Genomic DNA, 13,555 nt, shown 5'->3' with positions numbered 1-13,555 from the left:
TTTTTAGCGGAGCCTATTTTGTTAACGTTTGAATATATCAATGATGATGCCAGCTTATTGTCATTAGTTGAACAATACCAACAAAGCACCTTATTGGTGCTCGATACTGAGTTTGTCCGCACTCGAACCTATTATGCTAAATTAGGTCTTATTCAAGCCTACGATGGCAAGACCTTAGCATTAATTGATCCGGTCGCGATTACCGATTTAAGCCCTTTTTGGCAATTATTAACTAACCCGAATGTTGTTAAGTTAGTGCATTCATGCAGTGAAGATCTTGAGGTGTTTGCTCATTACGGTGAATGCCAACCTAGCCCATTATTTGATAGCCAAATAGCTGCTAGTCTTGCCGGTTTCGGCCACGGTTTAGGATATGCCAAACTAGTCGATGCATGCTTGCAAGTTGAAATAGATAAAGGCGAGTCACGTACCGATTGGATGAAACGTCCACTCACTGAAGCACAATTACACTATGCAGCCAATGATGTGTTTTATTTGTATCAATTATATCCACAGCTCCAAGAGAAACTTGCGGCAAACAATCGTATTGAATGGTTGTTTGAAGAAGGTCAGCGCATGACTGAAGGGCGTTTGTCATTGCCAGAAGGCGACAGCGTTTACCTTAAAGTAAAAAATGCCTTTCAGCTATCGAGTCAGCAATTAGCCTATTTAAAAGTATTGGCTAAATGGCGCTTAAACAAAGCGGTAAGCCGTAATCTTGCGCTCGGTTTTGTGGTAAAAGATCATGCATTAATTGCATTAGCCAAAAAACAACCGACCACGTTAGCAGAATTAGCTCAATTAAATGATTTAACGGATCAAGAAAAACGTATTCATGGCAAAGACTTATTAACGGTAATGGCGACTGCAGATTTAGTTAATCTACCTGAAGAAGTTGATATTGTTGCGCTTAAATCTGGTTATAAATCAGCTTTTAAAGAGGTTAAGAACGTCTTGACTGAATTATGTGAGCGAGAAAATGTTGCATTAGAATTTGTTGGTTCTAAACGCCATATTCATGAGTTTTTGTTATGGCTTTTCAATAATAAAACGACCTCAACACCTTTGCTACTAAGTGGTTGGCGAGGAATGTTGATCGGTGATTTGCTAGCGCGAGTACGTTTCAATTAATGCAATAAGATCATCAAACTAAAAAGGATACTTGCATTGCTGCAAGTATCCTTTTTGTTATTTTGTCCTAGCGATTTAATCTCAACCAGTGATAGTTACTTAGTATCAGGTAAGGTGACGTTAAGCTCTAAAACCGATAAATTGTCGTCATTTTGGTCTAACTGCACAGACACTTGGTCTTCTGATATTTGGACATATTTTCGGATAACTTCGATGATTTCTTGTTTCATCTTTGGAAAATAATCAGGTATACCGCGTTCTCCACGCTGATGAGCCACAATAATTTGTAATCGTTCCTTTGCCAATGATGCGGTATTGGGCTTTTTACTGCTTCTAAAATAATCAAGTATCGACATAATTAGCTCCCAAATATCCTTTTAAGGAATCCCTTTTTTTCTTCTGTGATAAATCGAACCGGCACATCGTCACCTAATAAGCGCGCAACGGTATCGCCGTATGCTAAACCTGCATCACTTTCTTGATCAATAATGACTGGTACTCCTGAGTTTGATGCTTTCAGTACCGATTGAGATTCAGGGATCACACCTAGCAATTCAATGGCTAAGATTTCCTTCACATCTTCAACGCTGAGCATTTCACCTGTTCTGACTCTGGCAGGAGAGTAGCGAGTTAACAGTAAATATTCTTTAATCGGTTCCAGAGATAATTCAGCACGACGTGAGCGACTCTGTAGCATACCTAAAATACGGTCAGAGTCACGTACTGAGCTAACCTCTGGATTGGTGGTCACAATCGCAATGTCAGCAAAGTAAAGTGCCATCATTGCACCTTGTTCAATCCCCGCAGGGGAATCACACACAATATAATCGAAATCTTTTGTTAAATTGTCAAGTACTCGACCCACGCCTTCTTTCGTTAGCGCATCTTTATCGCGTGTTTGAGACGCGGGTAAAATAAACAGTTTATCACAGCGTTTATCTTTAATTAATGCTTGGTTTAAATTGGCTTCACCATTGATAACGTTGACAAAATCATATACAACTCTGCGTTCACAACCCATTATCAAATCAAGGTTGCGTAAACCGATATCAAAATCGATAACAACGGTTTTTTTTCCTTTTAAGGCCAATCCGGTGGCAATTGCTGCACTGGATGTTGTTTTACCCACACCGCCTTTACCTGATGTGACAACAATAATTTGTGCCATTTATTTTTATGTCCTTGTATTTGCCGATTATTGGGGCAATGATTCAACAGTGAGGGATGCGCCATCAAGGCGAACACAGCCTCTTTGGCTTAGATCGTATTGTTGCAAATGTTCAGTCAACCAATACTGTCCAGCAATCGATACTAATTCTGCTTCTAACGAGTTAGCGATAATCACACTTTGATTATCTCCCGCTGCGCCAGCCATGGCCTTGCCACGAAGAGCGCCATATATATGAATGCTACCATCTGCAATGACTTCTGCGCCATTACCAACCGCACCAAAAATGATTAAATCAGCATTTTGTGCGTATATTTGTTGTCCAGAACGCACATTTTGCTTAATAATTTTGGTTGCCCGTTTAGGCAACTCTGCTTTACGGGCTTGTTTGCCCGACTTTACCACGGCAATAGCCATGCACTTTGCTTGTTCAATTTGCGCTGGGCTTGCGTCGGTAATGCCAACAATAATAAGATTTCGGTCAATTAATAATTGTTTTAGCGCATTGAAATCTATGTGGGAATGCTGAATGGCAGATAAATTTAATACCAAGGGTGCGCCCAAAAAGAACTGAGGAGCTTGAGCCAATTTTGAGTCTAATTCAGATGCTATGATATCGAGATCGTTATGATTAATATGCAGCACTGACAATGTAAAAGACGTGGCCTTTAATTCGAGATTTTCTTTAGCCATCTCGGCGTGATTCTCCAATACTTCAGTGATAAACTGATTTACAATTATTTTCTTGTCTCACCATGTTATAGTGTGCTCAGTTGACTATCAAGTTTGAACCTTTGGAAATTTACACTAAAATGATATGTGCAGTATATAAAAGTGGTCGAAGAGCAGATACTTACCTTTTTGTTAAAAAACGTGATGTTTTTGATGAGGTTCCTGAGTCGTTAATGGAAATGTTCGGCACGCCTACATTAGTAATGATTGTCCCATTATCTAAACGAACTCACTTAGGTATCGCTGATATTAACAAAGTGAAGTCTGCATTGGCTGAACAAGGCTTTTACTTACAAATACCGCCACCGCAAGTTAATTTACTCGAACAACACAAACAAGAATTAGCTCTTAAGACAGTAGCCCTTAAGAAATAAGCTCATTCTCAAAGGAGTAATCAAGACTAATATGATTCAAAAAATCATTTTAAGCGTATTTTTTTACTTCTTTTGTTCTAATATCTTGATGGCTGAATACAGCCATCGTGAATTTACTGACTACCTGTTACAGCTTCAACAGAAGTCGATAGCCGCTGGCGTTAATCAACTTACAGCAGAACGCTATATTGCTAATATTAAAATATTCAAAAAAGCCAATTTCAGCACCGACTTACAACCATCGACATCCTTAGAGTACTTTATCCCCCAAGCTGTTCCAGAAATTACTGTCAGTACCGCTAGAGCGATGTTTCAGCAGCATGAACCCCAAATAAATGACTTGAGTCGAACTTATCAAGTTCAGCCTCGTTTCCTTATGGCGTTATGGGGCATGAACTCTCGTTTTGGAGAGCGTCCGGGTCGTTTCCCTGGACTATCTGTATTAGCCTCACTCGCATATAAAGGTGATAAAGAAGCATTCTACATTAACGAATTTATTGCTGCGCTTAAGTTAATCGAGCAGACAAATATAACTGAGGATTTATTGCTCAGTTCCTCATCTGGGGCGATGGGACAGATGCAAATAATGCCGAGCCAATTACTAAAGTACGGTGTCGATGCCGACAATAACGGTATAATCGATGTCTGGAACAGCATGGATGATGCCTTTGCATCAACGGCGAATATGTTGCACCAACAAGGGTGGCAATATGATTCTACATGGGGGCGACAGGTAAAAGCCACCATGATGTTAGATCCTAATTTGCATGGTTTAAGCACTCATCACACATTCCCACAGTGGCAAGCCTACGGTGTCAGACGCTTCAATGGTAATGACTTACCGCAACGAAACGACATGGATGTGTCATTAATTGTGCCTGATGGACCGAAAGGGCGCTTATATTTGGTGTACGATAACTTCCGTTTATTGCATCAATTCAATGACACTTTGTACGATACCTTAGCGATAACTTACCTCTCTGAGAGAATTAAACAGTAAACTGAGGTGTTTTCGGTGTAAAATGCGGTCAAATTTCGATAAAAAGTTACTATAGATAGAAAATGATGACTCAGTTTTGGACAACCACACCTTTAGAAAACATGACACCCGAACAATGGGAGTCACTTTGTGACGGCTGCGGTAAATGCTGTTTAAATAAAATCATCGATGATGATACCGATGAACTTTATTACACTAAGGCAGCATGCCATCTATTAGACAACGACACCTGTGGTTGCCGTAGTTACCTTGATCGCTTTACTTATGTTCCTGAATGTACAGCTATTACTCCAGAAAATATCGCTGAGTTGACTTGGTTACCTGACAGTTGTGCATACCGTCGCTTGCATCTTGGTAAAGGTTTACCGAGTTGGCATCCGTTGCTGACAGGAAGTAAAGAGGCCATGCACAGCGCGGGTATTTCGGTACAAGGCAAAACCGTCAATGAAATGAAAGTGAAATATTTAGAAGACTGTATTGTATTGTGGCCATTATTGGACATTGAATAATAAGTGCAATAAAACACCTGTTCGGGATATAAATAGCTGAAATAGTCCGGTTATAACCTAATCCGCCCTATCTTAAGCCCAGCAAAGGCTATAAAAGCCAAAAGACCTCAATGAGGTCTTTTGATGCTTAATTTACTCTTCACGCTTACTTTTGCTGGTTTATCTTGCTGGTTTAAGCGCCGGCAACAACATTAATAACCAGATTACACAATAAACAGCAAAACCAACCATCATCCACTGGGCCATGCTAACAGAAAGCCATGACCATGGTGAGTCACTGCACATGCCTGTCGGCGAGAATACTGAAGGCAACCATGTGTCCAATGGCATAAAGCTGGGGAACTCAGGGTAAAAAGAGCAAGTAGCAAAAGGTGACGGATTAACCTGCATATCATTTAATTCATACGCTAATTGTAAGCCCCACACAGCAGAGATTGCCCAACCGACCATACCTACTAGGCGTAAAAACCACACTTCAGGTTGTAGCATGCCTATAAGCCCAGCCAGAAAAATACCGAGTACCGCAACTCGGATGTAAATGCACATCACACAAGGCGCTAGATCCATGCCATATTGAAAAAATAGGGCCGCTAACTCTAGCCCAATAGCGGATAATAACAATAAACCCCAAGAAATACGGCTACGACAAAACTGCTGTAATTGCGACAATTTCAGTTCCTAATAAACGTTGTGATAGAAAAAAACACCCTCAAATGAGGGTGTTCTAATAGACTGTAGAGACTTTAAGATAATTTAACTGCTAAGTCCAATAACGAGATTTAATTAATGACCCATTGCAGCACCAGTGATGTCTTTGGCTGAGTGGTGGATTAATAATTGAGTTTCATAGAGCATATTAGTCATATCGACTAAGAAACCGGTTTCAATAGCCAATACACCGACAATAGATAATACAATGGTATAAGGTAAAGCCATCCATACCATACGGCCATAAGACAAGCGAATTAACGGTGCTATAGCCGACGTTAACAAGAACAAGAATGCAGCTTGTCCATTCGGCGTTGCTACTGAAGGCAGGTTAGTACCGGTATTAATCGCCACCGCAAGCAAGTCAAATTGGTCTCGAGTGATTTGGCCACTCATCAATGCAGCTTTTACTTCATTAATGTAAACAGTACCCACAAACACGTTATCACTGACCATAGACAATAAGCCGTTAGCAATGTAGAAAATCACTAACTGCATATTTCCTTCATAACCTAATGCCCACTGGATAACTGGTGCAAACAGATCCTGGTCAATGATCACACCAACAATGGCAAAAAATACCGCTAATAATGCAGTGAAAGGCAGTGCTTCTTCAAAAGCTTTTCCGAGCGCATGTTCATCAGTAACGCCATTAAATGCAGTGGTTAAAATAATAACAGATAAACCAATGAGGCCAACAGAAGCTAAGTGAAGTGCCAAGCCTGCAATTAACCAAACACCAATTAAGGCTTGGACAACCAGTTTCATTTTATCTTGATCTGTTCGGTGCGAGTCTTCATGGGCTGCATAATCAGATAAAATACGGTGTACAGCGTCGGGTAATTGAGCGCCATAACCAAAAACTTTGAATTTTTCGACAAGAAAACAAGTCAATATACCCGCAACCAATACAGGCATGGTCACTGGGGACATTCGTAGAAAGAATTCGCCAAATTGCCAATGGGCCTGCGCAGCAATGATCAAGTTTTGTGGTTCACCAACCATGGTACATACACCACCTAACGCGGTACCAATACCTGAGTGCATTAATAAGTTACGTAAAAAGGCTCGGAACGCTTCCAATTCATCGTGGTCAAGCTGTCCAGTTGTTTCAGAAGTATGGTCATGACTAGCATCGTCACTGTTACCATCACTAAAACTCTTGCCTGACGCGACTTTGTGATAGATAGAGTAAAAACCTACTGCAACAGCAATAATAACCGCGATGACCGTTAAGGCATCTAAAAACGCAGACAAAAAAGCTGATGCAATACAAAACATCAAGGACACGATAATTTTAGAACGCACTTTTGTGATCATTTTGGTAAATACGAACAGTAGTAACTGTTTCATAAAGTAAATACCGGCGACCATAAAGATCAAGAGTAATAAAACTTCTAAGTTGGCTTCAATTTCATGAAGAACCTGTGAGGCAGATGTCATACCGATAATTACGGCTTGTATGGCTAACAAACCACCGGGTTGCAATGGATAACATTTAAGCGCCATGGCAAGGGTGAAAATAAATTCAACCACTAAAACCCAGCCGGCGAAAAATGGACTGACATAAAAAAACAGCAGGGGATTAATTACTAAAAACGCCAAAATTGCGTATTTGTACCATTTAGGTGATTTGCCTAAAAAATTGACAAACAACGCCTTACCTCTGGTTACAGGCATAGTAGCCTCTCCGATATTGTTATTGTGACGGTATGGATACCATATTTGATAGCTTACAACACATCATTATGTTTAACAGATTCGGAAGAATAGAGGCAACTCACATTCGAAAACTTGATAAAAATCAATTTTTGGTTAATTGAGTTAAAATGCCATTCGATAAATAGAGGATTATGACCCATTATTTTCTGTTTAATAACGATATCTTGATATAGCAAACAATGAGTTAGTACAAGAATGTATGTGGCTAACGCTGCATGGCTGTTATTTTATCGATAGTGTAGCCTAAAAAAAATCGAATTGTAACGTTGTTATTTGGTAAAAAAAACAACATAAAGATAATAAAATATCTACATCAGTATATACTAAATCTGTTTGGTTTTATGACTTAAATTGCTGATATGTTCATGATTACAGTGGTTTAATGTGATGTGCATTCAATTAATGACATTTGAATAGACTAGAGTTGTTCGAAAATCAATCGTTAAGAGAGTGGTGATTAAACAATGGTTTTTATTTTCCACCGCTCTGGTATGATCAGTAATAATAGTTTCGTCATTGTTTAGCAATAGGATATGAAGGCTGATGATCATCAATGCCAAAGGGCCAGCAAGTTTTGCCGAGAAATATATTGTTCGTTCCATTTGGGAAAACAAATTTCCACCTGGTTCCATTTTACCTGCTGAACGTGAGCTTTCTGAACTTATCGGTGTTACTCGCACGACGTTAAGAGAAGTGCTACAACGTCTTGCTCGAGATGGTTGGTTGAAAATCCAACATGGTAAACCTACCCAAGTGAATAACTTTTGGGAAACGTCTGGGTTGAATATTTTAGGGACGATTGCTGATTTAAATCCTGATGGTTTTCCATTATTAGTCGATCAACTAATGGCTGCTCGTGGTAACGTCAGTAACATATATTTTCGGGCATCAATCCGTCACAATCCCGAAAAAGTGGTTGAAGTCTTGGCCGGTATTCACAGCTTAGAAAATGAGGCTGAAGCGTATGCTGAATTTGATTATCAGTTGCATCATACATTAGCCTTTGCATCAGGCAACCCATTGTATGTTTTGATTTTAAATGGATTCAAAGGCCTTTACAATCGTGTTGGACGCTATTACTTTTCAAGCCAAGAAGCGCGTGAATTAACCATGCGTTTTTATCTTAAACTTGAAACGCTAGCTAAAGACAAAAATTATACTGATGTGCCTTCGCTAATGCGTATTAATGGTATTGAAAGTGGCAAAATGTGGCAAAAGCTGCGCGATGATTTGCCCGCTGAAATGGGTCATGATAATAGCTAATTAACGTTAGTTGTGAATCATGATCCTTGCTTAATCCGCTTGGGATATCGAATCATAGATATAAAAAAACCAATCACATTGATTGGTTTTTTTATCTGTTAATTATGGCTCAATATCTGTGCTTAGTTAGGTCAGGTGGATATGCTGTACTCTTTTGTTTCAGGGCAAGTAGAGAGTGTGCTAACGTCGCCTGAGTCATCAATTTGTTCTAATGTGACGTTAAACCCCCATAACCGATGCAAATGTTTTAATACCTCTTGATGGTTGTCTGCGAGCGGAATGTTGTCAAATGGAATGTACCGTAAGATAATAGATCGATCACCGTCAACTTGCACTTTCTGCACCTGAATATTGGGCTCTATATTCGACAGGTTATATTGTTGCGATAAAATGTTGCGAATGTCTTGATAACCTTGATCATCATGAATGGCTGATATTGAAAGTTGACTGCGTTTTTGGTCATCTAAAACGCCAAATAATTTAAAGTCACGGATCACTTTGGGTGATAAATATTGGCTAATAAAACTCTCATCTTTAAAGTGCTCCATGGCAAAATGAACCGTAGTGAGCCAATCGCTACCTGCTATATCTGGGAACCACTTTTTATCCTCATCCGTTGGCGTTTCACAAATTCGTTTGATGTCGATAAACATTGCAAACCCTAATGCATAAGGATTAATTCCGTTGTAAGAAGGACTATTGTAGGCCGGTTGTGCGACTACCGCGGTGTGATTTTGTAAAAATTCGAGCATAAAACGGTCGGTGACTTTACCTGTATCATATAAGTGATTCAGGATAGTGTAATGCCAAAAAGTCGCCCAACCTTCATTCATGACTTGGGTCTGCTTTTGTGGATAAAAATACTGTGCCATTTTACGTACAATGCGCACTAATTCACGTTGCCAAGAGGCTAATAATGGCGCGTTTTTTTCAATAAAATATAAAATATTCTCTTGGGGTTCGCTGGGGAAAATGGCTGTCGTTTTAAGGTTGTCTTTTTGTGGTGATGTCGGCAGCGTTCGCCATAAGTCATTTACTTGGCTCTGTAAATAATTCTCTCGCTCTTGTTGTCTTGCTTGTTCTTCTTTAAATGACACTTCAGCAGGACGCTTATAGCGGTCAACACCGTAATTCATTAATGCATGGCAAGAATCTAAGATCAGTTCGACTTGTTCAACACCATAACGTAATTCACATTCACGGATATAATTTTTAGCAAATACTAAGTAATCGATAATAGAGCTTGCATCAGTCCAAGTGTTAAACAAATAGTTATTTTTAAAAAAACTATTATGTCCATAACAAGCATGAGCCATAACTAACGCTTGCATGGTGATGGTATTTTCTTCCATTAAATAGGCAATGCAGGGGTCTGAATTGATAACAATTTCATACGCCAAGCCCATTTGACCACGTTTGTAGCCTTGTTCTGTTTGGATAAAACGTTTTCCAAATGACCAATGAGTATAACCAATCGGCATCCCAATACCTGCATATGCATCCATCATTTGTTCTGCAGTAATGATTTCAATTTGATTCGGGTAAGTATCAAGCTTAAAAAAAGCCGCTGCTTTTTCTATTTCTTGTTGATATTGTTTTAGTAAATCAAATGTCCACTCGGGTCCATCATCTAACGGGTTACGTTTTTTTTGAACCATGATAGCCCCCTATATAGCTTGTTTTTTAAAAAGTTCGCGAAATACAGGGTAGATATCTTCAACTTGGTGAATATGCTGTACCGCAATGTTATCAAACTGCTGTTGTAGTTGTTCATACTGGTCCCACAGCGTCTGATGAGCTCGATGGCTTATCTCTATATAACTGAAGTAACGCACTTTTGGTAAAATATGTTTCGCCAGTATTTCATGGCAAGTTGGGGAGTCATCAGACCAATTATCGCCGTCAGATGCTTGAGCAGCATAAATATTCCATTCAGTTTCGGGGTAACGTGCTTGTTGTATTTCGTGCATCAGTTTTAACGCACTTGATACGATAGTTCCACCGGTTTCTTGTGAGTAAAAAAACTCGTGTTCATCAACTTCTTTGGCTTGTGTATGGTGGCGAATATAGACCACCTCGAGGTTTTGATAACTGCGAGTAAGAAATAGGTACAGCAGAATATAAAAACGCTTAGCCATATCCTTGGTTGTTTGATCCATAGAGCCAGATACGTCCATTAAACAGAACATTACCGCTTGGCTGGAGGGGATTTCACGTTTGGCATAGTTGTTATAACGTAAATCAAAGGTATCAAGAAAGGGCACTTTAGCGATTTGCTGCTTGAGTACTGATATTTGTTCTTTAATGGCTAAAATTATCTCAGCTTTGGCCCCTGGCGTATCTTCAAGTAACGCTAATTCGGCTTCTAATTGTTTGAGCGCTTTCTTTTTTCCACCACTCATGGCAATGCGCCTTGCAAGTGATGAACGTATCGATCTGACAATATTAATATTGACTGGTACACCATCATTGGTGAAGCCTGCACGGTAAGTTTGGTACTCTATCAGTTTATTGAGGCGGTTTTTTTGCAAGTTGGGCAATTCTAAATCTTCAAATAACAGTTCCAAATATTCATCTTTTGATATTTGAAACACAAAATCGTCATCTCCCTCACCAGAGTTTGAAGCTTCGCCCTGTCCAGATCCATTTCCTTGTCCGCCCTTAGGGCGTTGAATTTGATCACCGCGATTAAATTGATCATTACCCGGGTGAACACGATCACGCTTCCCGCCTTGACCTTGTCTAAACAGCGGTTCACTGAGATCTCGAGTCGGAATACTGATCTCTTCTCCTTTATCAATATCAGTGACACTGCGACGTGTTACCGCATCACCGACGGCTTTTTTGATTTGTTTTTTGTAACGTTCAATAAAACGCTGCCGATTAACGGTGCTCTTGCCTTTTGCGTTGAGTCGTCTATCAATAAAATTAGCCATACGCCTCTCCCAAGTCATATTTCTGCCAGAGTCATTGACTATCTACTCTGCCAATATTGGGTTTTTACGATGATTTCCGCACTCGTAAATACCATTCTGACAATAATCTGACTTGTTTTTTGGTGTAGCCTTTTTCCATCATGCGATTAACAAAATCGTCATGCTTACGCTGATCATCATTGGATGTTTTGCCGTTAAATGAAATAACCGGTAACAGATCTTCTGTATTAGAAAACATTTTCTTTTCTATGACAATGCGCAGCTTTTCATAGCTGGTCCACAACGGATTATTGCCTTCATTATTGGCTCTCGCACGTAAGACAAAATTGACAATCTCATTACGGAAATCTTTTGGATTACTTATCCCCGCTGGCTTTTCTATTTTCTCTAGTTCAGCATTGAGTGCTCCACGATCAAATAATTGTCCGGTTTCAGGATCTCGATATTCTTGATCTTGGATCCAAAAATCTGCATAGGTGACATAGCGATCAAAAATGTTTTGTCCGTATTCTGAATAAGACTCAAGATAGGCGGTTTGAATTTCTTTACCAATAAATTCAACATATTTAGGGATTAAATAACCTTTCAGAAACTCTAGATATTTTTCGCTAATGTCATTGGGAAATTGCATTTGTTCAATTTGCTTTTCGAGTACATAAAATAAATGAACCGGATTGGCCGCTATTTCTGCACTGTCAAAATTGAATACTCTTGATAAAATCTTAAAGGCGAAACGAGTCGATAAACCTTGCATGCCTTCATCTACGCCGGCGTAATCTCGGTATTCTTGGTAGGATTTGGCTTTAGGATCGGTGTCTTTTAAGCTTTCACCGTTATAGACGCGCATTTTTGAATAAATCGATGAGTTTTCAGGTGCGATCAAACGTGATAACACGCTAAATTGAGCCAGGGTTTCAAGTGTGCCTGGTGCGCAAGATGCAGTTGATAATTCGGAGTTGGCTAACAATTTTTGATAAATTTCCATCTCTTCAGAAACCCGTAAGCAGTAGGGCACCTTAACGATATAGACGCGATCTAAAAACGCCTCATTGTTTTTATTGTTTCTAAACGTCGACCATTCGGATTCATTGGAATGGGCCAAAATAATGCCGTTGTACGGTAACGCAGACAAGCCTTCAGTGCTGTTATAATTGCCTTCCTGTGTAGCGGTCAATAATGGATGGAGCACCTTAATCGGCGCTTTAAACATTTCGACAAACTCCATTAATCCTTGGTTGGCTCGACATAATGCTCCAGAGTAGGCGTAGGCATCGGCATCATCTTGTGAGAAATGTTCTAACTGACGAATATCAACTTTACCCACTAGTGCTGATATATCTTGATTGTTTTCATCCCCGGGTTCTGTTTTGGCGATACCAATTTGGTCTAATATCGACGGATAAACTTTAACCACTCGAAATTTAGCAATATCACCACCATATTGATGTAAACGTTTTACCGCCCAAGGAGACATAATTGTTTTAATATAACGGCTGGGAATGTTGTATTCGTTTTTAAGTAATTCGCTATCTTCTTCTGGGTCAAACAAGCAAAAAGGATGGTCGTTGACAGGGCTGCGAATGCCATCGGCACTTAATATATAAATGGGCACTTGCTGCATCAATGCTTTGAGTTTTTCGGCTAGCGATGATTTACCGCCACCGACAGGGCCTAATAGATACAATATTTGTTTTGATTCTTCTAAGCCTTGAGCAGAATGTTTTAAATAGGCCACAATTTGTTCAATCGCGTCCTCCATGCCATAGAAATCTTTAAACGATGGATAGCTTGCAATAACACGATTAGAAAATATTCGACTTAAGATCGGATTTTTTGCTGTGTCGATGATCTGCGGTTCACCAATGGCCATTAATAAACGTTCAGCAGCAGATGCAAAGGCACTTTTATCTTGTTTACAGATAGCGAGAAATTGCTCTAAGGTATATTCTTCGTCGCGTTTTTTTTGATAACGTTGTTGATAATGCTCAAAAATGCCCATAGTAACCCCTTAA

The 13,555-nt window shown here is 39.6% G+C and carries 13 protein-coding genes; 5 read left to right on the top strand and 8 right to left on the bottom strand.

Annotated elements, in window-relative coordinates:
- The first annotated feature begins 18 nt into the window (after positions 1–18).
- On the top strand, positions 19–1,131 hold the full coding sequence (rnd, locus tag AAEZ02_RS05400) for a ribonuclease D (protein WP_351088631.1): 1,113 nt from the start codon (positions 19–21) through the stop codon (positions 1,129–1,131).
- A 95-nt stretch (positions 1,132–1,226) separates the two neighbouring features.
- On the opposite strand, the gene minE is transcribed toward rnd, so the two are convergent.
- Genes minE through minC form a run of 3 tightly spaced genes read right to left on the bottom strand, consistent with a single transcriptional unit; the run spans position 1,227 to position 2,992 of the window.
- Entirely contained in the window at positions 1,227–1,487 is a 261-nt protein-coding gene (gene minE, locus AAEZ02_RS05395; protein WP_101031931.1) for a cell division topological specificity factor MinE, read from the bottom strand.
- Between the two features lie 2 nt (positions 1,488–1,489).
- Positions 1,490–2,299 (bottom strand): septum site-determining protein MinD, encoded by an 810-nt coding sequence (gene minD, locus AAEZ02_RS05390; RefSeq protein WP_101031930.1) that lies wholly within the window; start codon positions 2,297–2,299, stop codon positions 1,490–1,492.
- A 27-nt stretch (positions 2,300–2,326) separates the two neighbouring features.
- The gene (minC, locus tag AAEZ02_RS05385; protein ID WP_101031929.1) at positions 2,327–2,992 is read right to left on the bottom strand and encodes a septum site-determining protein MinC; all 666 of its coding nucleotides are present in this window, start codon (positions 2,990–2,992) and stop codon (positions 2,327–2,329) included.
- A 119-nt stretch (positions 2,993–3,111) separates the two neighbouring features.
- Here minC and AAEZ02_RS05380 point away from each other — a divergent pair, with 119 nt between their 5' ends.
- The 3 genes from AAEZ02_RS05380 (at position 3,112) to AAEZ02_RS05370 (ending at position 4,914) form a co-directional block, all read left to right on the top strand.
- Positions 3,112–3,405 carry a YcgL domain-containing protein gene (locus tag AAEZ02_RS05380; RefSeq protein ID WP_101031928.1) on the top strand — a complete coding sequence of 98 codons (294 nt, stop codon included), beginning with the start codon at positions 3,112–3,114 and terminating at the stop codon, positions 3,403–3,405.
- A 31-nt stretch (positions 3,406–3,436) separates the two neighbouring features.
- On the top strand, positions 3,437–4,405 hold the full coding sequence (locus AAEZ02_RS05375; RefSeq protein ID WP_124011662.1) for a lytic murein transglycosylase: 969 nt from the start codon (positions 3,437–3,439) through the stop codon (positions 4,403–4,405).
- Positions 4,406–4,467: 62 nt separating this feature from the next.
- Entirely contained in the window at positions 4,468–4,914 is a 447-nt protein-coding gene (locus AAEZ02_RS05370) for a YcgN family cysteine cluster protein (protein ID WP_101031926.1), read from the top strand.
- Positions 4,915–5,073: 159 nt separating this feature from the next.
- Here the strand turns inward: AAEZ02_RS05370 and dsbB are convergent, their stop codons facing one another.
- The gene (gene dsbB / locus AAEZ02_RS05365) at positions 5,074–5,583 is read right to left on the bottom strand and encodes a disulfide bond formation protein DsbB (RefSeq protein WP_124011661.1); all 510 of its coding nucleotides are present in this window, start codon (positions 5,581–5,583) and stop codon (positions 5,074–5,076) included.
- A gap of 114 nt (positions 5,584–5,697) precedes the next feature.
- Complete coding sequence (gene nhaB / locus AAEZ02_RS05360) at positions 5,698–7,302, bottom strand: sodium/proton antiporter NhaB (protein WP_124011660.1); 1,605 nt, start codon at positions 7,300–7,302, stop codon at positions 5,698–5,700.
- A 585-nt stretch (positions 7,303–7,887) separates the two neighbouring features.
- Between nhaB and fadR the strand changes: the two genes are divergently transcribed.
- Positions 7,888–8,607 (top strand): fatty acid metabolism transcriptional regulator FadR, encoded by a 720-nt coding sequence (gene fadR, locus AAEZ02_RS05355; RefSeq protein WP_101031923.1) that lies wholly within the window; start codon positions 7,888–7,890, stop codon positions 8,605–8,607.
- Positions 8,608–8,738: 131 nt separating this feature from the next.
- Here fadR and AAEZ02_RS05350 read toward each other — a convergent pair whose 3' ends face one another.
- From AAEZ02_RS05350 to AAEZ02_RS05340, 3 genes are all read right to left on the bottom strand, one after another.
- Positions 8,739–10,265, bottom strand: a complete 1,527-nt coding sequence (locus AAEZ02_RS05350; protein WP_124011659.1) for a SpoVR family protein — start codon at positions 10,263–10,265, stop codon at positions 8,739–8,741.
- A gap of 9 nt (positions 10,266–10,274) precedes the next feature.
- Positions 10,275–11,543, bottom strand: a complete 1,269-nt coding sequence (locus AAEZ02_RS05345; protein ID WP_351122169.1) for a YeaH/YhbH family protein — start codon at positions 11,541–11,543, stop codon at positions 10,275–10,277.
- Positions 11,544–11,607: 64 nt separating this feature from the next.
- Entirely contained in the window at positions 11,608–13,542 is a 1,935-nt protein-coding gene (locus AAEZ02_RS05340) for a PrkA family serine protein kinase (protein ID WP_101031920.1), read from the bottom strand.
- Positions 13,543–13,555: the final 13 nt, after the last annotated feature.

Source organism: Shewanella sp. T24-MNA-CIBAN-0130, from assembly GCF_040310185.1.
Classification (GTDB): domain Bacteria; phylum Pseudomonadota; class Gammaproteobacteria; order Enterobacterales; family Shewanellaceae; genus Shewanella; species Shewanella psychromarinicola.
This window is presented reverse-complemented; position numbering and strand designations above follow the sequence as displayed.

What these genes read in the sequence shown, in the direction of transcription:
- minE (WP_101031931.1), bottom strand. Translation starts at nt 1,487, where the DNA reads ATGTCGATACTTGATTATTTTAGAAGCAGTAAAAAGCCCAATACCGCA.
- minD (WP_101031930.1), bottom strand. Translation starts at nt 2,299, where the DNA reads ATGGCACAAATTATTGTTGTCACATCAGGTAAAGGCGGTGTGGGTAAA.
- minC (WP_101031929.1), bottom strand. Translation starts at nt 2,992, where the DNA reads ATGGCTAAAGAAAATCTCGAATTAAAGGCCACGTCTTTTACATTGTCA.
- AAEZ02_RS05380 (WP_101031928.1), top strand. Translation starts at nt 3,112, where the DNA reads ATGATATGTGCAGTATATAAAAGTGGTCGAAGAGCAGATACTTACCTT.
- AAEZ02_RS05375 (WP_124011662.1), top strand. Translation starts at nt 3,437, where the DNA reads ATGATTCAAAAAATCATTTTAAGCGTATTTTTTTACTTCTTTTGTTCT.
- AAEZ02_RS05370 (WP_101031926.1), top strand. Translation starts at nt 4,468, where the DNA reads ATGATGACTCAGTTTTGGACAACCACACCTTTAGAAAACATGACACCC.
- nhaB (WP_124011660.1), bottom strand. Translation starts at nt 7,302, where the DNA reads ATGCCTGTAACCAGAGGTAAGGCGTTGTTTGTCAATTTTTTAGGCAAA.
- fadR (WP_101031923.1), top strand. Translation starts at nt 7,888, where the DNA reads ATGATCATCAATGCCAAAGGGCCAGCAAGTTTTGCCGAGAAATATATT.
- AAEZ02_RS05350 (WP_124011659.1), bottom strand. Translation starts at nt 10,265, where the DNA reads ATGGTTCAAAAAAAACGTAACCCGTTAGATGATGGACCCGAGTGGACA.
- AAEZ02_RS05345 (WP_351122169.1), bottom strand. Translation starts at nt 11,543, where the DNA reads ATGGCTAATTTTATTGATAGACGACTCAACGCAAAAGGCAAGAGCACC.
- AAEZ02_RS05340 (WP_101031920.1), bottom strand. Translation starts at nt 13,542, where the DNA reads ATGGGCATTTTTGAGCATTATCAACAACGTTATCAAAAAAAACGCGAC.